Raw genomic sequence first — 17314 nt, forward strand, 5'->3', positions numbered from 1 at the left:
TGACTCAGCGTAGCAGCGCATCCTCGGCTGCGACGGCGGACTTCTCAGCCCCCGTCGGCAAGTGGCACTATTTCGTTGCTGATGCCGTGCGGAACGTGCCCCGTCGCCACCACATCGCGCGCCTTCTCGCAATGGCCGGGCTGATCGTCGAAAAACACATCGGCGGCGAACGCTTCAAGAAAGGCCGACTTTTGCAAGCCACCGAGAAACAGCGACTCGTCCAGACGAATGTCCCATTCGCGCAAGGTGCGGATCACGCGCTCATGGGCAGGTGCCGAGCGAGCCGTGACCAGCGCGGTGCGAATCGGGCAGCTCGCGTCGGGAAACTCGCGCTGCAGTTGATTGAGTGCGGCGAGAAATGGCTTGAAGGGACCGCCGCGCAACGGCTCGCGAGCCCACTCACGCTCGCTGGCCTGAAAGGCCGCCAGCCCGCCGCTCTGGTACACCCGCTCTGATTCGTCGGAAAACAACACGGCGTCGCCATCGAAGGCAATCCGCAGCTCAGCGCTGGCTGCACGCCGTGCGCCACCCGAAAGGATGGTCGCGGCCGCAAACCCCGCATCCAGGGCGCTGCGCACATCCTCGGCATGCGTGGAGAGAAACAGGTGGCAGCCAAACGCTGCGAGATACGGGTAAGGACTGCGTCCGCCGGCAAAGGCGGCCCGGCTGATGTCGAGGCCATAATGCTGAATCGAGTTGAAGACCCGCAGGCCGGTATCGGCACTGTTGCGTGACACCAGCACCACTTCGACGCGCGCCTTTTGCAGACTGGCATTGAGGCTCAGGAGTTTTTCGACCAGCGGGAACGCATCGCCCTGCGCGAGAATTTCATCCTCATGCTCGATCTGATACTTGCGGTAGGCCTCGACCCCATCGGCCATGTACACCTCATGACTGTCGCGCAGATCGAACAGCGCGCGCGATGAAATCGCCAGTACCAGCTTGTGGTCTTCAGCTTCTGTCATGAATCACTCCTTGCTTGCCGGGTGGTTGCCCCGATCGATGAACGCCAGTGCCTGATAAAGCGCCCGCACGCGAGGCATGTCAAACCCGGCGGCAAGCGCCGCTGCAAGGGGCCGGGCATAAATGGCGTCCAGCTCCAGTGGGCGTCTTTCGGCCAGGTCGTGGTACATGCTGGGCCTGTAATCCGGCATGCTTTCGGTCACTGTAAACAGATGCTGCGCGAAACCCGGCGGCAAGGTATGCCCACAGGCCTCGGCGCCCTGCACGACCTCGTCCATCAGCGCCCGGATCAAGGCCTGGCTGTCCGGATCGGCCATCAATCGCCCGGTACTGGTCTGCAACAAGGCCGACAGCCCGTTGTAGGGCACATTCCAGACCAGCTTCTGCCAGCGGGCCTGCTGCAGATTGGCCATGACCGGGGCGTCGATGCCGGCCGTGTTGAACAGAGCCGCACAGGCTTCGACGACCGCCATGCGGCTCGCCTCATCGGCTGCCGGGCCGCTGTGATAGCCAATGCTGACCGCGCCGAAAGCTTCATGGGCAACGACGCCGGGCGCAACCCGGTTGACGCAGACGAAACACAGCCCGCCGAGCATATGCAGGCTGTCGGGCAGGACATTACGCAGTTGGTCTTCGACAGCCAGACCGTTCTGCAACAGCAGCACGCTGGCGTTCGGCGCAGCCGCCTGGCGAATGATCGGACCGAGCGCGGCATTGCCGGTGCTCTTGGTGCCGACCAGCAGCCAGTCACAAGGCGGCATTTCAGCCGCCGAGCGATACGCCTGAACGGGCTTGAGGGACAATTCGCCATGCACGGCGCTTTTGACCTGCAAACCTTCGCGCGCCACCGTGTCAAACTCGCTGCGCAGCAGAAAATGCACATCGTATCCGGCACGCGCCAGCATCAGTCCGTAAAAGCCACCGATGGCACCCGTACCTATGATGCCGACGCGCGGACGACGAGAATCAACACTCATGACCTCTCCCTTGACTGTCTCGCTATTTGCGGCCGTACACTATCCGTCGCAGCGGATTGTCTTGCAATAAGGCAGCGCATCTCGGCCAAAGACCTGGCCGATACCTCGTTTACTTATTGTCGAACAACGCGATAACGCGCTAAGGTTCGGCTCCCCGCTGCGCTCAAACCTGCTGGGCACCGCCGCACGGGGGACCGTTGGCGGCCAGTACCCGCGACCTGATGAGTAACACGATGGCTGATTTACCGATTGACGACCTCAACGTTGCCTCCAACGAGACTCTGATCACTCCGGATCAGCTCAAGCGCGACATCCCCCTGACCGATGCTGCCCTGCAGACCGTCAGCCAGGGTCGCGAAGTGATTCGCAACATTCTCGATGGCCATGATCACCGCCTGTTCATTGTGATCGGCCCGTGCTCGATCCACGACCTGAAGGCAGCCAAGGAGTACGCCGAGCGTCTCAAGGCGCTGGCGGCGGAAGTATCCGACACGCTGTATCTGGTGATGCGCGTCTACTTCGAGAAGCCACGCACCACGGTAGGCTGGAAAGGTCTGATCAACGACCCGTACCTGGATGACTCGTTCAAGATCCAGGACGGCCTGCACATCGGTCGCCAGCTACTGCTGGATCTGGCCGAAATGGGGCTGCCCACCGCCACCGAAGCCCTGGACCCGATCTCTCCGCAGTATCTGCAGGACCTGATCAGCTGGTCGGCCATCGGCGCGCGCACCACAGAATCCCAGACTCACCGTGAGATGGCTTCGGGCCTGTCCTCGGCAGTCGGCTTCAAGAACGGGACCGACGGCGGCCTGACCGTTGCCATCAACGCCTTGCAATCGGTGTCGAGCCCGCATCGTTTCCTGGGTATCAACCAGGAAGGCGGCGTGTCGATCGTGACCACCAAAGGCAATGCCTACGGTCATGTGGTGCTGCGCGGCGGCAACGGCAAGCCCAACTATGACTCGGTCAGCGTCGCGCTCTGCGAACAGGCCCTGAACAAGTCCGGCATTCGTCCGAACATCATGGTCGACTGCAGCCATGCCAACTCCAACAAGGACCCGGCCCTGCAACCGCTGGTGATGGAAAACGTCGCCAACCAGATCCTGGAAGGCAACGAATCGATCATTGGCCTGATGGTCGAGAGCCATTTGAACTGGGGATGCCAGGCGATTCCCAAGGACCTGTCGGAATTGCAGTACGGCGTGTCCATTACCGATGCCTGCATCGATTGGGAAAGCACCGAAAAGACCCTGCGCAGCATGCATGCGAAACTCAGGGATGTGCTGCCAGCTCGCAAGCGCAAGTGATTGCCTGACCGACTGCACCGCAATAAACGAAAACGCCGAGCAAATGCTCGGCGTTTTTTTTATGCTTGCTGTCGGTAGTGACAGGTCCTCAGAGTTTGGCCGCCTGCGACTGCAGATCATGCAACTCCATATAACGCTCTACATAAGAGCAGGACGGTATGACGGAATAGCCCATGCTGTCGGCATAATCGAGCGCCTCCTTGGTCAGCGCCGCGGCAATTCCGCGACCTCGCAAGGCGTCCGGCACAAAGGTCCGATAGAAATCCAGGGTCTGCTTGCCGAGATCCATGTAGGTCAGATAAGCACGGTGGCCGTCGATAATGATTTCGAAATGGTGGCCGACTTCGTCATGGTGGATGGACAACGCCTCGCTCATCGCTACTCCTCGCGGGTCTTGGAATTTGACCCCTACCTTACCGGTCTTTTTCAGGCGAAGGAACATCTACGCCACCCAGTGTCTGTTTTCGACACCGGTAGAGCACTGCCGATCTCGACGGACATCACATTGAGATAGTAGGCGCCATTAGCGACTATGCTCAAGCGCGGTCGATGTAAAAACACCTTTAAATGTTCGCGTGCCGACCGACAGTCGATCAGGCCAGGGCTGATGAGAACTGTCGGGAACGCTTCAGCACGGCATGGGTCCCGTTAAAGTGGATAGTTTTTGTACAGAACGCTTGAGAAGTAACGCGGAACGCTTTCAAAGCGAGGAATTTTAGCAGCTTCTTGCGCCGGGTCCGTTTACTTACTACAAACAATGGGTACTATGTACGCCGGTCGTTTTCTCATTTTCGAGAGATGACTAATTTGAAAAAAAATTCCTTGAAGGTGAACACGATGAACAACGTTCTGAAATTCTCTGCTCTGGCTCTGGCCGCAGTTCTGGCTACCGGTTGCAGCAGCGTATCCAAAGAAACCGAAGCTCGTCTGACAGCTACCGAAGACGCAGCAGCTCGTTCGCAAGCACGTGCCGACGAAGCCTACCGCAAGGCTGACGAAGCTCTGGCTGCTGCTCAAAAAGCTCAGCAAACTGCTGACGAAGCCAACGAGCGCGCGCTGCGCATGTTGGACAAAGCCAGCCGCAAGTAATAATCCCCCGGGGTTATTGAAAGCCGACCCGGCAACGGGTCGGCTTTTTTTTGCCTGTTGTCTGGCTGAGTGATTGCCTGCAGAAGCCTGAATGACTCCAGGGACAGGGCTAAGACCCGATGACTTTTCTTTTGACTATCATGCCAACGCTGAGCATTGGCACGAGAGCAACTGCCGGCGACGATTTACTGAAAAATCACCGGTTCTTCAGCACTCGCAGGCGCTTTGCCCGGTTCTGCGATCTCCACCGGTATGCCGTCTTCGGCCGCGACTACATCACGCACCACGTCCCAGTTCATGCGCAGGTTATTGGCCAGGTCGTCACGCTTGAGCAGCGCATTGATCACCGCAGTGTGCTTGTCGACCACCGACGGGTTGCCCAGGTCATCAACCGGCGTGTGCGCTTCCAGGTAAACCTTGCCGCCGCTGATCCCGAACTTGTAAGGCTCGCTGATGATGCGCACCGTCGTACCGACCGGGGCCATGTCGGCCAGTTCCAGCACGTTATTGTTATACATGCGGAAACAACCATGACTGGTGCGCATGCCGATGCCGAACTTCTTGTTCGAGCCGTGGATCAGGTAGCCGGAAAGCCCGAGGCCGAATTTGAACGGCCCCAGCGGGTTGTCCGGACCGGCCGGCACCACGTCTGGCAGCGGATCACCATCGGCCGCATGCTCGGCCTTGATCGAGGCTGGCGGCGTCCAGGTCGGGTTCGGCGTCTTGGCCGTCACCTTGGTCACGCCGATCGGCGACCCCCAGCCTTCACGACCGACACCCAGCGGATAGGTGTGCACGACATTCTGACCCTTGGGGTAGTAATACATGCGGTATTCGGCAAGGTTGATGACAATCCCTTCGCGCGGCCCCGGCGGCAGAATGAAACGGGTCGGCAGCACGATGTCCTTGCCTGCACCCGGCAGCCAGGGATCGACACCAGGGTTGGCGGCGATCATTTCCAGGTAGCCCAGATCATATTGGGTGCCAAGGTCGGCGAAGGTGTCTTCGTATTTGGCCTTGATGACCTGCACCTGCCCCACGATGTCTTCGCCGGGCGGCGGCAACGGAAACTCCAGTGCATGGACAGAGCTCGCCGCGCACAGAGCAGCAAGCGACAGACAGCGGGTAACGGCTGGAATGCGCGACAACATCCGGGAAGATCCTTCGGGTAACGACTAAAGAGATGGAAACAAGAACTGAAGTGTACACCGGCCCTTGCCGGATCGGGGATATCTGCGGTTGCCCTTCGGGCAGTCATGACAGCTAGAGTTCAGGCCAGATCGGATTCATCCCTCTGCGCTGCGCATCCATGATGGCCTTGCACAGGGGACACAGACGCTCATCGCGCATGGCCTGCAGTTCGACGGCGCGCATTTGCGGCTGGGCCGGCAACAACGTGCCACATAATGTACGGTCGATCGAGCCGCCCAGCTCCAATTGGCGAGCGATCAAATGGACGCGCACTTCCTGACAGGCGAACAGATCCAGCTGCTCATCGGGTTCAAGCATTTGATAGGCATACAGGGACCAGGCGGGACGCGGCATGGGGGGCTCCAGATCGGGGGCGCCACATTAGCCGAAAGCCCCCGCCCGGGAAAGCCTCAAAGCAGCGGTTTCAGGCTCGGCCAGACATTTTCCAGCAACTTGCCCTGAGCAGCGGCGGCCGGATGCAGACCATCGGCCTGCATCAGTTCAGGCACCCCGCCTACACCTTCGAGAAAGAATGGCACGAAGGGGACCTTTTTCTCCTTGGCCAGGTTGCTGTAAACCTCTTCAAAGGCCTTGGTGTAGCGTGGCCCGTAGTTGGGCGGGATACGCATGCCCAACAACAGCACTTTGGCACCCGCCGCTTGCGAGCGGTCGATCATCGATGAAAGGTTTTGTTGCAATTGAGCAGGCTGCTGACCGCGCAGGCCATCGTTGCCCCCCAACTCCAGAATAACCAGCTCCGGCTTATGCTCTGCAAGCAGCGCAGGCAAACGCGCCTGGCCGCCTGCACTGGTGTCGCCACTGATCGAGGCATTGACCACCTTGTCGTCGAATCCCTCCTTGCCCAGACGCTGTTCCAGCAGGCTGACCCACCCCACGCGGGTATCCAGCCCGAAAGCCGCACTGATACTATCCCCAACGATCAATACCGTGCCCGCCAACGCGCCCTGTGACAGCAGCAGTAACCCCAGGCCAGCACTTAAAAACAACGCACGCATCGGATTCTCCATGAGTGAAAGTATTCTCAGTGCCCAAAGCCTCAGCAAAGTAGTCCCCAGCACCGAAGGTGACCTGACCATCCTGCACGAACTCTCCCTGGAACTAAACAAGGGCGACACGCTGGCCATCGTCGGCGCCTCCGGTTCGGGCAAATCCACCCTGCTCGGTTTGCTCGCCGGACTGGACCTGCCGAGCGCCGGTTCGGTCATCCTTTCAGGCCGCAATCTCAGCGAGCTGGATGAAGACCAGCGCGCCAGAGTGCGGGCCGAGCACGTCGGGTTCGTGTTTCAGTCGTTCCAGTTGCTCGACAGCCTGAACGCGCTGGAAAACGTCATGCTGCCGATGGAGCTCGAAGGCCGCAAAGACGCCCGCGAAAAAGCCCGCGATCTGCTGCAACGGGTGGGCCTTGGCCAGCGCCTGACCCATACCCCGCGTCAGTTGTCCGGTGGTGAACAGCAACGGGTCGCCATTGCCCGCGCCTTCGCTGCCGACCCCGACGTGCTGTTCGCCGACGAACCCACCGGCAACCTCGACAGCCACACCGGCGAACGTATCAGCGACCTGCTCTTCGAACTGAACAAGGAGCGCAACACCACGCTGGTGCTGGTCACTCACGATGAGCGTCTGGCGCATCGCTGCCGTCGACTGATCCGTCTTGAAGGGGGCCGACTGGTCGCCCCGCTGGAGCCTTGATGGCACGTTTGCCTTTTGCCCGCCTGCTGAGCCTCGCTGTCCGCCAACTGATGCGCGATGCCCGCGCCGGAGAGTTGCGGGTATTGTTCTTTGCCCTTCTGGTCGCTGTGGCGGCGAGCACCGCCATCGGTTATTTCGGCGCCCGTCTGAACGGCGCGATGTTGCTGCGGGCGACCGAGTTCCTGGGCGCAGATCTGATCCTTGAAGGCTCGAGCCCGGCGCGTGCCGAGCAGGTCGAAGAAGGCAAACGCCTGCAACTCAAGCATGCGCAGATCGTGGTCTTTTCCAGCGTGATCGCGACCGACGCGGGCATCCAGCTGTCGAGCATCAAGGCGGTGGACGACGCTTACCCATTGCGCGGCGAACTGAAAAGCGCCGCAGACCTGTACCAGCCGGAACAGGCTGGCAGCGGCCCGCAACCGGGTGAAGCCTGGGTCGAGGCACGCCTGCTTCCTGCGGTCGACCTGAAGGTGGGAGACGACCTCGACGTCGGCTCCAAAACCTTGAAACTGACCCGCATACTGACTTATGAGCCAGACCGGGCAGGCAACTTCTACAGCCTGACCCCGCGCGTGATGATCAACCTGCAGGACCTTGCCGCCACTGGCGTGGTGCAACCGGGCAGCCGGGTCACCTATCGGGAGATGTGGAGCGGCCCGCCGGAAGCACTGGCGGCCTATCGCAAAGCCATCGAGCCGGGTCTTGAGCCGCATCAGGAAATCAAGGACGCCCGCGATGGCAGCCAGCAGATTGGCGGCGCACTGGGCAAGGCCGAACGTTATTTGAATATGGCCAGTCTGGTTGCCGTCTTACTGGCGGGCGTTGCCGTGGCGCTGTCGGCATCCCGATTCGCTGCACGACGCTTTGATGCCAGCGCCCTGCTACGCTGCCTGGGGCTGTCGCGCGGTGAGGCGATGACCCTGTTCAGCCTGCAACTGGCGATCATCGGCTTGCTGGCCAGCCTGAGTGGTGCCTTGCTGGGTTGGCTTGCACAACTCGGGCTGTTCGCGCTGCTGCAAAATCTGCTTCCGGCAACCGTTCCGCCAGGCGGCGTGCTGCCTGCGCTGGCCGGCATGGGCACCGGGCTGGTAGCACTGGCCGGTTTCGCCCTGCCGCCGCTGGCTGCACTGGGTCGCGTGCCGCCGCTGCGTGTTCTGCGCCGCGACATGCTGCCGATCCCCGCCAGCTCCTGGCTCGTGTATGGCGCGGCGCTGCTTGCGCTGGGCCTGATCATGTGGCGTCTGAGCCTGGATCTGGTGCTGACCTTCGCCCTGCTGGGTGGCGGTATCGTCGCCGCGCTGCTGCTCGGCAGTCTGCTGTTACTGGCGCTCAACAGCCTGCGCCGTCTGCTGTCCGGCGCCTCGCTGCCCTGGCGACTGGGCTTGGGGCAACTGCTGCGTTACCCGCTGGCCGCTGCCGGACAATCACTGGCTTTCGGCCTGATCCTGTTGTCGATGGGCTTGATCGCCCTGCTGCGCGGTGAGCTGCTCGACACCTGGCAAAATCAGCTGCCCAAGGATGCACCGAACTATTTCGTGCTCAACGTACTGCCAGCCGATAAAGAAAACTTCGCCCAGACCCTGAGCAAGCTGTCCACTCACGCTGCGCCCCTTTACCCGGTGGTGCCAGGACGCCTGACCAGCATCAATGGTGAACCGGTCAGTAACTTCGTGACCAAGGATTCGCGCGGTGAAAATGCCACGCGTCGCGACCTGAGCCTGACCTGGGCCGCCGAGCTTCCCGAGGGCAATACCCTGACTGCCGGCAGCTGGTGGAAGGCGTTGCCTGACTCCGGGCAACGTGATGCAACGCCCGGTGTCTCGATCGAGGCCAAACTGGCCGACAGCCTGAAAATCAAGCTGGGCGACCGCCTGAGCTTCATTGTCGGCGGACTGACCCGCGAAGCCGTGGTGACCAGCCTCAGGAATGTGAACTGGGATACCTTCCTGCCCAACTTCTTCATGATTTTCCAGCCCGGCACCCTCGCCGACCTGCCGACCACCTACCTGACCAGTTTCTACCTGCCACCCGGCCAGGACAAGCAGATCGTCGAGCTGTCGCGCGCCTACCCGTCCATCAGCATTCTGGGTGTAGAGGCTTTGCTGGCACAGGTACGCAGCATCCTCGATCAGGTCACCCTGGCCGTGCAGTTCGTCCTGCTGTTCGTGCTGGCCGCGGGTATCGCCGTGCTGTTTTCCGGATTGCAGGCCACGCTGGATGAACGCATTCGGCAAGGCGCACTGCTGCGGGCACTGGGCGCAGAGCGAGCACTGCTGATCAAGTCGCGACGCATCGAATTCGGTTTGCTGGGCGCCGCGAGCGGTGTATTGGCGGCACTCGGTTGTGAGCTGGTGAGCTTTGTACTGTACCGCTACGCCTTTTCGCTGGAATGGCAACCGCATCCGTGGCTATTGCTGCTCCCGGTGATCGGTGCCCTGCTGGTCGGCGGTGCCGGTGTATTCGGCACCCGCCGCGCATTGAACGTCAGTCCGCTGACCGTGCTACGCGAGGGTTGAGGCTACTCACCAATCCAGTGGGAGCGAGCTTGCTCGCGAAGAGGCCGGTACAGCCTTCGGAAATAGGGCGTTTGGACCAACGTCTTCGTGAGCAATGCGGATCGCCGCCCCGGTCACTCGCACAGAGATCTGCACCCTGCCTGACGCTACGGTTTTAGCCCCACTCTCCGGGCTCATCAGGAGTTGTGTATAGCGATGAGCGCATGAGAATGGAGGTCCGGGCGCTCTGCGTCCGGCCTCACTTCTCGTAATCAATCGAGTTCACGAACCACAGCTTCTCGCCTTCGGGCGTATTGACCAGCACCTCGTCGCCGACTTCCTTCTTCAGCAAGGCGCGCGCCATGGGCGAGTCGATGGAGATGTAGTCGTTGCGCCCATAGATTTCGTCATAGCCGACAATGCGGAATTTCTTGAGATCGCCCGCTTCGTTTTCGATCTCGACCCAGGCACCGAAGAACACCCGCCCTTCCTGCTCCGGCGAATACTGCACGACACGCATGTCTTCGAGGCGCTTGCGCAGGTAGCGCACGCGTCGGTCGATCTCGCGCAGCAGCTTCTTGTTGTACTGGTAATCGGCGTTTTCGCTGCGATCCCCGAGCGATGCCGCCCAGGCGACCTTTTGCGTAATGTCAGGCCGGTGCTCTCGCCACAGGTAGTCGAGCTCTTTCTTCAGGGCTTCATGCCCGTCACGGGTGATGATCTTTGTACTCAAGCGGTTTCTCCGGCCCTGCGAAAATCAGTTCGACAGGCGACAAAGACTCAACGTCGCGCCACCTCGTGCTGGATGCAGCCGTCGTAATAGACCTTGGTCACCGCATCAGGCTTCAGCCGCGACTCGCTGTCGTAGGTCTGTTCCGTGATGCGCAATGCCATGGGCCGCATCCATTGTTTGGCAAACTTGCGCGCCTGCAGCTTCTGCCGCGCCCCATAGCGGGTAACGCCTGACAACTTGGAGGCCTGCGCACCGCCCGCAATGGCCGAGCCCCAACGACACAGATAACGCTCGTTTTCCGTCGCGTTTCTGGCCTGTACGGAGAAAGCCAGCCCGGAAAGCGTCAGGCACGCCAGAGCACAATAGACCAAACGCATGCGAAAACCACCTAATCCTTTGATAAGGCGGCGATTTTGCCTGTCCGTTCACACGTCGGGGGCCAGCAATATGCCTTCTATGCCAATTGGCTGACTCAGGCCATTCAACCCAGCGTAATCAAGCCCTGCCGGGCAATGCGGGTCAGGTCACTAATCACCTGCCCGACATCATCTGCCTGCGGCGATTGCACCACGGCGAGGTCGAATTGATCGTCGGCAAAATGGCTCAGCGACTGGTGGGTCTCGACGAACTGAATCAGAAACGCACAGGAACCGCCACGCCGACGGGGCCAGCCGTCGAGATAGCGCAACAGCGTGGGCTGATGGGAGCCGCTGAGAAGGATTTTCGGGTTCTTGCGTGACAAGACCGTGCTGATCGGGGAAAGACGAATGAGGGGGCGCAGGTTGTTCATGGTTGTTTCTCTGCCTCGCAAGATCCGCTGGGCAGCGGTGAGAGGCAACACCGAACCAACGTTTTAGCGGTATTTCGACAAGGCCTCAGCCTTGCCAGGCGCCCCGCAAGTAGTTGTTAAATCGGCGCTTGAGCACGCATCCTAGAGAAACGTCCCATTCATTGTCAATTGCCATTCATGGCGGGTGCCTGCAAACGCGCAAGGCCCGCCACAAGAGCGGGCCTTGCAGAGCAAGCGTAGCCGGTTATCGGGCGATGATACGGTCCAGCGACAACTTGCCTGCACCTTCGATGAGTACCGCCACGGCACCGCCGAGCAGTGCCAGCGCGTACTCGTAGCCGTTTTTGGCCATGAAGAAACCGTTGTGGATGTGAACGGTGAAGATCGCCACCAGCAACAGCAGGATCACCACGACCGCAGCCGGACGAGCCAGCAGCCCCAACAACAGACCCAGACCGCCAAAGAATTCGGCGCTGCCTGACATCAGCGCCATCAGGTAACCCGGCGTCAAGCCCAGGCTTTCCATGTACTGCGCAGTGCCTTCCAGGCCATAACCGCCGAAGGCGCCGAACAATTTCTGGCTGCCGTGCGCGATGAACGCGATACCGACGATGACGCGCAGGACAGTCAGGCCGTAACCGGCGCGAGTGGTGAGGACCGACTTGATCAATGTGTTCATGGGCGACGTTCCGTGAGTGGTGAGTAATTAACAACGAGTGGCGCCATGATAATCAAATTCACTCATGTAAAAACCGCAAATAACGGCGCATACAAATCGAATAAATCGATCTTTAGCGTTTTACCGCAGGTTTCGTGCCGCTCTTTTCCAGCGAGTCACGCTCGCGGTCGAAAGCCAGGTAGTACTTGTTCACGCTGTTCACGAACGCAACGACATTGGCACCGCCCTGCTCCATTGCCACACGTTCGGTCTGGAAGAACCACTGATTCGGGTTCAGCCCGCGACGCCGCGCTTCCTCGCGCATGCCCTGCACGCGCTCGGGCCCCAGGTTATAGGCGGCCATCACGAATGCCATGCGCTCGCGTTCGTTGACGCGGTTACTGGAGAAATACTTGCGCTGGATCAGCGCCATATAGCGCGAGCCGGCACGGATATTGTCGTCAGCGCTCTGGATACTCGGTACGCCAACGCTTTTTGCCGCCGACGGAGTGATCTGCAACAGACCTGTCGCGCCGCCGCTGCCCTTGGCAGTCGGGTCGAGTCTGGATTCCTTGAACGCGAGGGCAGCCAGGTCCAGCCAGTCCATGCCCTGCGCATCGGCATGGCGCTGCAGCATCGGACGCAGTTGTTCCAGGCGCTGCAGGTTGTTGCGCACCAGCGGGTTGTTGACCTTGTAGGTGTTCTTGTACGCCTTGGCCAACACCTGATCCTGCTGGGCCGAGGGCTTATAGCCTTTGAGGAAATCATCGACACTGGCCCGCAGCTGGGTGGCATTGTCACGCACGAACCAGCTGATATCCCCGTGGGTCTGCAAGGTAAGGCCGCGGTCGATGCGCAGTTTGGGCATGATCTTCGCCCAGCGCTCGGCGATCGGCTGCTCGACCAGCGTCATCGGGTAAATCCCGGCCTGGACCATTTCCAGCACATCCTCGACGGCCAGACTGGGGTCGACCCATTCGATTTTTGCCAGGGGCAGCTTGCGCAGCTCCAGTTGTCGATTGACCTGATGCAGGGCTTCGTCGGCCGCACTGCCGGTGGGCAGGCTCAGGGTCTTTCCGGACAATTGCTCCACACGGCGCACACTGCGCTGACCACTAACGCCGACCAGCACCAGAGGCACGTCATGCACGATCGGTGCGCTGGCCTGAATACCCTTGGCGTCGCTGACATCGAGCAGTTCCCCCGGTGCGATCATGTCGCCTTCTCCGCGCTGCAAGGCGGTGAGCAACTGGTTCTTGGCCTTGGGGACGACCTTGATCGTGACCCTCTGCCCCGCTCGGGCATGGCTGTTGAGGTACTGCTCAAAGGCTTGCAGGCGATGGTATTCGATGCCGATTTCCTGGCCCTTGACGTCACCGGAGCTGTTACGGCTCTGATTGACCAGCACGCGCAGCACCTTGCTGCTGCGAATCGCCGGCAAATCGCGCACCTGCACAGTGTGCTGCACCACCTCGGGACCGGTCTGACGAGCAGAAACCTGCAGGGGCAGCAGCGGTAACAGGCACATCAAAGACACAAGCGCGGATCGGATCATTCACTTCCCCAGGGCAATGCCGGAAAAAATCAGGAAAAAGGAAATCTTGAGGTCACGCAGCAGCATCGAACAGCGAAGGAAATCGTTGAACCCTCAGGTTCAATCGCTTGAATACCCAGCGTTTTCTTGTTGTGGCCAGAGCTCTGGTATGCTCGACAGCCTTCAGCTGGAGGTAGCACCATGCAACTCATCGACATCGGCGTCAATCTGACCAACGCAAGCTTCGCCTCGCAGCGACAGGCGGTACTCGACCGCGCCTATGCCGCAGGCGTCCAGCAACTGGTGGTGACCGGCACCAGTGTCGAGGGCAGCGAACAGGCCCTGCAGTTGTGTCACGAGCTGGATGAGAGCGCGCAACGCCTGTTCTGCACGGCGGGTATTCACCCGCATTCGGCGAGCGATTGGACCGGCGACACCGAGAAACAGTTGCATGCCCTGCTCAAGGAAAATCGCGTTCGCGCCGTGGGTGAATGCGGCCTGGATTACAATCGCGATTTCTCGCCTCGCCCTCAGCAGGAAAAGGTCCTCGAAGCGCATCTGGCCATGGCCGTGGAACTGCAATTACCGGTGTTCCTCCACGAACGCGACGCCAACCAGCGGCTGCTGGAAATTCTGCGCGACTACCGCGACCGCCTGCCCGCGGCAGTCGTGCATTGTTTCACCGGTGAGCGCGCCGCGCTGTTCAGTTACCTGGACCTTGATCTGCATATCGGCATCACCGGCTGGATCTGCGACGAACGACGCGGCACCCACCTGCACGCGCTGGTGGGCAACATCCCTCGCGGCCGATTGATGCTGGAAAGCGACGCACCCTACCTGCTGCCACGCAGCCTGCGTCCCAAGCCGAAAAACGGTCGCAACGAGCCGGCTTACCTGCAGGAAGTCTTGCGCGAAGTCGCCTTGCACCGGGGCGAAACGCAGGAAGACCTCGCACGCCACAGCACAGATTGCGCACGGCAGTTTTTTGCCTTGCCAGTGCTGAAAACAAACCCGGAGGATGAAAATCTGCAGCTTTCTTGACCCGCATCAAGAGTCTCTTCGTTGGCTGAGGCACAGTAATGGCATCTTGCTGCTATCTCAACCGATCACCGAAGAAGACCACTCATGGGCTCATGGCTTGGCAACCTGTCACTGAAATATAAGTTCTGGGCCGTCAACGCGGTCGCTTTCGTCACCACCCTGTTGCTGGTGCTGTACGCCATGCAAACTGAACAACACGCGCGCACGGATGCGTCGCGTCAGGCAGCACAAGCGCAGGCGCGCCTGCTGGCCGCATGGCCCGTCGACGCAGCGCTGCCCTCCAACGATACACTGCTGACTTACCGCCAGGGTCAGACACCGGTCGTCGATAACCTTGCGCTGCCGGAATTGGCTGACGCCCGCGACTGGGTGACGCTGGACAAGCCCGCTGGCGATCGATGGCTGAGCGGTGCACAGATCATCACCCGGGGCGCCGAGCAACGGATTGCGCTACTGGCATTCACCCCGACCTTCATGCAAATCCTGCTGGATCGCTTCACGCACTACGCGATTGCGGTTTTCGTGCTGATGTTATTGATGCTCTGCGCTTCGCAACTGCTGATCCGCTTTCTACTCAGCCAGCTCAACGCGCTCAAGGATGTGATGCTGCATGTGGAAAAAAGCGGCGACCTGGCGGCCCGTGTTCCCAATCGCAGTGACGATGAGGTCGGACAGATGGCCAAGGCCTTTAATGCCATGCAGGCCGGCTATCAGCGAGTGGTCAATACCGTTTCACAAACCGCTGGCCGTCTCGATCAGGGTGCCGCGCACCTGGCGGCGGGCATGAAGGAAGTGCGCCAGGGCATGCTCGGCCAGCAAAGCGAAACCGACCAGGTGGCCACGGCCATCAACGAGATGACCGCTACGGTTCATCACATTGCCCAGCACGCCACGGCTACCCGTGATCAGTCGCAGACCGCCGACGCGCTGGCGGGCAGTGGCAAAGTGGTGGTCGACCGCGTGCAGGTGTCCATCGCAGGGCTGTCCAGCGGCGTGCAGCAGACGGCGGAAATGATCCAGCGCATGGCCGAAGACAGCCAGAAGATCAACGGTGTGGTCAACGTGATCCACAGCATCGCCGAGCAGACCAACCTGCTCGCCCTCAACGCAGCCATCGAAGCCGCACGCGCCGGGGAAATGGGTCGGGGTTTTGCCGTGGTCGCCGACGAGGTACGCAATCTGGCCAAGCGGGTGCAAACCTCCACCGATGAAATCACCACGATGGTCTCGACCCTGCAAAGCGGCACCCGCGATGCGGTGGATTTCATGCAGGAAAGCTCGTACAAGGCCGACGAATGCGTGCAGCAGGCGCGGGAAGCCGGCGATGCACTGGCGGCGATTGCCGGTGCCGTGGCGCAGATGCGCGAAAGCAACACGCAGATCGCCGTCGCGGCTCAGCAACAAAGTCAGGTCGCCGAGGAGATGAACCGTGCGGTGGTGAGTATCCGCGATGTCACCGAACGCACGGTGATCCAGACGGTTGACTCGGCCAGCACCAGTGACGAACTGGCCACGCTGGCAGGCGAACTGAATGCCGCCATTGGCCAGCTCAAGCTGTAACAGGCTATCGCCACGATAGACAGGCTTGACTCGTCAGCCATCGGCGCGCGGGCCTATCCTTCAGGCATTGAACGACGCTTTACGCGTTACCTGAAGAGGACCGCATCATGAACAAGCCACTTTCCGATCTGCAGTTGAATCAATGGCGTGACAGCAACGACAGTCAGGAGCACTCGACCAGTCTGGCCCTGTACCTGATCGCCGTACCGCTGTTCATTCTGGCGGCCCTGCTGATCCTCAACGGTCTGTTTTCCGAAAGCCTTTCATCGGTTGCCATCGGCGTGATCGGCCTAGTGGCGGCGCTGGGTTTTCAGCGCCAGGACGCCGCTCGGGCCGCTCGCAAACCTTGATCCGGTTGCCGGTCAGCCAAACACGGTGACCGTCTGGCGACTGATCGCGATCAGCTCGCCGTCGGAGCTCCACAATGCCGCGGCGGTGTGACCATAGCCATCGCGGGCATGCTCGATGACTGCGCGATAGCTGCACCACTGCAGGGTATCCAGCGACGGCTGGGGCTGGACGAACTCAATGGTCCAGGTCAGTGAACTGCCGGGTGCCGGCTTGTCCAGGTGCGGCAACACCGCAGGCGGCCAGGTGTCCACCAGGGCCAGAATATGCGCTTCGCTCATGGGCGTGGCGTGCGGCTCATCGCGAAAGCGCACGTAGCCGCCTATCGCCGGCGATTGGGTGTTACTGAAAGGCATGCCGCCCAACGCCCAGCGGATGTCCATGAAACGCAGGTAATCAGGCATCACGCCGCTGGCGAACGGTAGCTCCGGGCATTGTTCGACCGGTTTGAGGACCGGCGCGGCCTCTGCGGCAAAGGTGATCATTGATTCTCGAGGGGCACCGAAGCTGCCTTGTATCAGGGTCATTACCTGACCATTCTGCACTGCGCGCCCCAGCACCTGACTGACTGCCTTGCCATGGCGCAGGATGTCGACCTCGAAAGCAATCGGCACCCCGGGCGCCGCCGGCCCAACAAAGGTGATCGCCAGCGAACGAACCGGCCGCCCTTCCGGCACCTGTGCACGCATCGCTTCGTAGGTCAGCGCAGCCATCAGCCCGCCAAAGCAGGCACGCCCCTGCGACCATTCGGCAGGGATCGTGACAGCGCGAGGATCACGACGCAGCGCATCGATCAGTTCAGAAAAGGTCATGTTCACTCCACACGTCAACACACAAGTGGATGGATGATAACCATCCTCTTAGTTATCGACAGGCCGCATAATGGCCATTTTTGCGGCCTGAATGACATGCCTC

Annotated in this window: 19 protein-coding genes; 7 read left to right on the forward strand and 12 right to left on the reverse strand. The window is 60.7% G+C overall.

Annotated features, from left to right (window positions below; translation table 11 throughout):
• Positions 1–44: 44 nt before the first annotated feature.
• Entirely contained in the window at positions 45–965 is a 921-nt protein-coding gene (locus tag BLR16_RS17045; protein WP_003347087.1) for a 5'-nucleotidase, read from the reverse strand.
• A gap of 3 nt (positions 966–968) precedes the next feature.
• Positions 969–1940 (reverse strand): putative 2-dehydropantoate 2-reductase, encoded by a 972-nt coding sequence (locus tag BLR16_RS17050; RefSeq protein WP_074808547.1) that lies wholly within the window; start codon positions 1938–1940, stop codon positions 969–971.
• Between the two features lie 233 nt (positions 1941–2173).
• On the opposite strand from BLR16_RS17050, the gene BLR16_RS17055 reads away from it, so the two are divergent.
• Positions 2174–3250, forward strand: coding sequence for a 3-deoxy-7-phosphoheptulonate synthase (locus BLR16_RS17055; RefSeq protein ID WP_003366814.1), 1077 nt, complete (start codon positions 2174–2176; stop codon positions 3248–3250).
• Positions 3251–3338: 88 nt separating this feature from the next.
• Here BLR16_RS17055 and BLR16_RS17060 read toward each other — a convergent pair whose 3' ends face one another.
• A complete protein-coding gene (locus BLR16_RS17060) occupies positions 3339–3626 on the reverse strand; it encodes a GNAT family N-acetyltransferase (RefSeq protein ID WP_003315710.1) in 288 nt (95 codons plus the stop codon).
• A gap of 461 nt (positions 3627–4087) precedes the next feature.
• Between BLR16_RS17060 and oprI the strand changes: the two genes are divergently transcribed.
• A complete protein-coding gene (gene oprI / locus BLR16_RS17065) occupies positions 4088–4339 on the forward strand; it encodes an outer membrane lipoprotei OprI (RefSeq protein WP_002553018.1) in 252 nt (83 codons plus the stop codon).
• A gap of 185 nt (positions 4340–4524) precedes the next feature.
• Here the strand turns inward: oprI and BLR16_RS17070 are convergent, their stop codons facing one another.
• From BLR16_RS17070 to BLR16_RS17080, 3 genes are all read right to left on the reverse strand, one after another.
• Entirely contained in the window at positions 4525–5490 is a 966-nt protein-coding gene (locus BLR16_RS17070) for a L,D-transpeptidase family protein (protein ID WP_003433060.1), read from the reverse strand.
• 112 nt (positions 5491–5602) lie between these two features.
• Positions 5603–5884, reverse strand: a complete 282-nt coding sequence (locus BLR16_RS17075) for a hypothetical protein (RefSeq protein ID WP_003315714.1) — start codon at positions 5882–5884, stop codon at positions 5603–5605.
• A gap of 56 nt (positions 5885–5940) precedes the next feature.
• Positions 5941–6546: an arylesterase gene (locus BLR16_RS17080; protein WP_003366808.1), complete on the reverse strand. Its 606-nt coding sequence runs from the start codon at positions 6544–6546 to the stop codon at positions 5941–5943.
• A 10-nt stretch (positions 6547–6556) separates the two neighbouring features.
• Here BLR16_RS17080 and BLR16_RS17085 point away from each other — a divergent pair, with 10 nt between their 5' ends.
• Both BLR16_RS17085 and BLR16_RS17090 read left to right on the forward strand, forming a co-directional pair.
• On the forward strand, positions 6557–7240 hold the full coding sequence (locus tag BLR16_RS17085; RefSeq protein ID WP_003366807.1) for an ABC transporter ATP-binding protein: 684 nt from the start codon (positions 6557–6559) through the stop codon (positions 7238–7240).
• The gene (locus BLR16_RS17090) at positions 7240–9756 is read left to right on the forward strand and encodes an ABC transporter permease (protein WP_074808548.1); all 2517 of its coding nucleotides are present in this window, start codon (positions 7240–7242) and stop codon (positions 9754–9756) included. The genes BLR16_RS17085 and BLR16_RS17090 overlap by 1 nt, the downstream gene beginning before the upstream one ends.
• Positions 9757–9994: 238 nt before the next feature.
• Here BLR16_RS17090 and greB read toward each other — a convergent pair whose 3' ends face one another.
• The 5 genes from greB to BLR16_RS17115 all read right to left on the reverse strand — a co-directional run bounded on the left by greB (position 9995) and on the right by BLR16_RS17115 (position 13471).
• Positions 9995–10468: a transcription elongation factor GreB gene (gene greB / locus BLR16_RS17095; protein ID WP_003316622.1), complete on the reverse strand. Its 474-nt coding sequence runs from the start codon at positions 10466–10468 to the stop codon at positions 9995–9997.
• A 47-nt stretch (positions 10469–10515) separates the two neighbouring features.
• Entirely contained in the window at positions 10516–10845 is a 330-nt protein-coding gene (locus BLR16_RS17100; protein WP_003316621.1) for a hypothetical protein, read from the reverse strand.
• 104 nt (positions 10846–10949) lie between these two features.
• Complete coding sequence (locus tag BLR16_RS17105) at positions 10950–11258, reverse strand: hypothetical protein (protein WP_003366800.1); 309 nt, start codon at positions 11256–11258, stop codon at positions 10950–10952.
• Positions 11259–11502: 244 nt separating this feature from the next.
• Complete coding sequence (locus BLR16_RS17110) at positions 11503–11937, reverse strand: DoxX family protein (RefSeq protein ID WP_003366798.1); 435 nt, start codon at positions 11935–11937, stop codon at positions 11503–11505.
• A 112-nt stretch (positions 11938–12049) separates the two neighbouring features.
• On the reverse strand, positions 12050–13471 hold the full coding sequence (locus BLR16_RS17115) for an MltF family protein (RefSeq protein ID WP_054081881.1): 1422 nt from the start codon (positions 13469–13471) through the stop codon (positions 12050–12052).
• 180 nt (positions 13472–13651) lie between these two features.
• Between BLR16_RS17115 and BLR16_RS17120 the strand changes: the two genes are divergently transcribed.
• The 3 genes from BLR16_RS17120 to BLR16_RS17130 all read left to right on the forward strand — a co-directional run bounded on the left by BLR16_RS17120 (position 13652) and on the right by BLR16_RS17130 (position 16401).
• Positions 13652–14491, forward strand: coding sequence for a TatD family hydrolase (locus BLR16_RS17120; protein WP_074808551.1), 840 nt, complete (start codon positions 13652–13654; stop codon positions 14489–14491).
• 84 nt (positions 14492–14575) lie between these two features.
• Positions 14576–16051, forward strand: coding sequence for a methyl-accepting chemotaxis protein (locus BLR16_RS17125; protein WP_074808554.1), 1476 nt, complete (start codon positions 14576–14578; stop codon positions 16049–16051).
• 107 nt (positions 16052–16158) lie between these two features.
• The gene (locus tag BLR16_RS17130) at positions 16159–16401 is read left to right on the forward strand and encodes a hypothetical protein (RefSeq protein WP_003366791.1); all 243 of its coding nucleotides are present in this window, start codon (positions 16159–16161) and stop codon (positions 16399–16401) included.
• Positions 16402–16413: 12 nt separating this feature from the next.
• On the opposite strand, the gene BLR16_RS17135 is transcribed toward BLR16_RS17130, so the two are convergent.
• Complete coding sequence (locus BLR16_RS17135) at positions 16414–17211, reverse strand: acyl-CoA thioesterase (protein ID WP_074808557.1); 798 nt, start codon at positions 17209–17211, stop codon at positions 16414–16416.
• Positions 17212–17314: the final 103 nt, after the last annotated feature.

It is taken from the genome of Pseudomonas sp. BS3767, from assembly GCF_900099665.1.
Taxonomy (GTDB): Bacteria; Pseudomonadota; Gammaproteobacteria; order Pseudomonadales; family Pseudomonadaceae; genus Aquipseudomonas; species Aquipseudomonas cerasi.

Coding starts and splice junctions, on each gene's coding strand:
- BLR16_RS17105 (WP_003366800.1), bottom strand. CDS start 11,258: ATGAACAACCTGCGCCCCCTCATTCGTCTTTCCCCGATCAGCACGGTC.
- BLR16_RS17100 (WP_003316621.1), bottom strand. CDS start 10,845: ATGCGTTTGGTCTATTGTGCTCTGGCGTGCCTGACGCTTTCCGGGCTG.
- BLR16_RS17060 (WP_003315710.1), bottom strand. CDS start 3,626: ATGAGCGAGGCGTTGTCCATCCACCATGACGAAGTCGGCCACCATTTC.
- BLR16_RS17045 (WP_003347087.1), bottom strand. CDS start 965: ATGACAGAAGCTGAAGACCACAAGCTGGTACTGGCGATTTCATCGCGC.
- BLR16_RS17125 (WP_074808554.1), top strand. CDS start 14,576: ATGGGCTCATGGCTTGGCAACCTGTCACTGAAATATAAGTTCTGGGCC.
- BLR16_RS17050 (WP_074808547.1), bottom strand. CDS start 1,940: ATGAGTGTTGATTCTCGTCGTCCGCGCGTCGGCATCATAGGTACGGGT.
- oprI (WP_002553018.1), top strand. CDS start 4,088: ATGAACAACGTTCTGAAATTCTCTGCTCTGGCTCTGGCCGCAGTTCTG.
- BLR16_RS17080 (WP_003366808.1), bottom strand. CDS start 6,546: ATGCGTGCGTTGTTTTTAAGTGCTGGCCTGGGGTTACTGCTGCTGTCA.
- BLR16_RS17130 (WP_003366791.1), top strand. CDS start 16,159: ATGAACAAGCCACTTTCCGATCTGCAGTTGAATCAATGGCGTGACAGC.
- BLR16_RS17070 (WP_003433060.1), bottom strand. CDS start 5,490: ATGTTGTCGCGCATTCCAGCCGTTACCCGCTGTCTGTCGCTTGCTGCT.
- BLR16_RS17110 (WP_003366798.1), bottom strand. CDS start 11,937: ATGAACACATTGATCAAGTCGGTCCTCACCACTCGCGCCGGTTACGGC.
- BLR16_RS17115 (WP_054081881.1), bottom strand. CDS start 13,471: ATGATCCGATCCGCGCTTGTGTCTTTGATGTGCCTGTTACCGCTGCTG.
- BLR16_RS17055 (WP_003366814.1), top strand. CDS start 2,174: ATGGCTGATTTACCGATTGACGACCTCAACGTTGCCTCCAACGAGACT.
- BLR16_RS17090 (WP_074808548.1), top strand. CDS start 7,240: ATGGCACGTTTGCCTTTTGCCCGCCTGCTGAGCCTCGCTGTCCGCCAA.
- BLR16_RS17075 (WP_003315714.1), bottom strand. CDS start 5,884: ATGCCGCGTCCCGCCTGGTCCCTGTATGCCTATCAAATGCTTGAACCC.
- BLR16_RS17085 (WP_003366807.1), top strand. CDS start 6,557: ATGAGTGAAAGTATTCTCAGTGCCCAAAGCCTCAGCAAAGTAGTCCCC.
- BLR16_RS17120 (WP_074808551.1), top strand. CDS start 13,652: ATGCAACTCATCGACATCGGCGTCAATCTGACCAACGCAAGCTTCGCC.
- BLR16_RS17135 (WP_074808557.1), bottom strand. CDS start 17,211: ATGACCTTTTCTGAACTGATCGATGCGCTGCGTCGTGATCCTCGCGCT.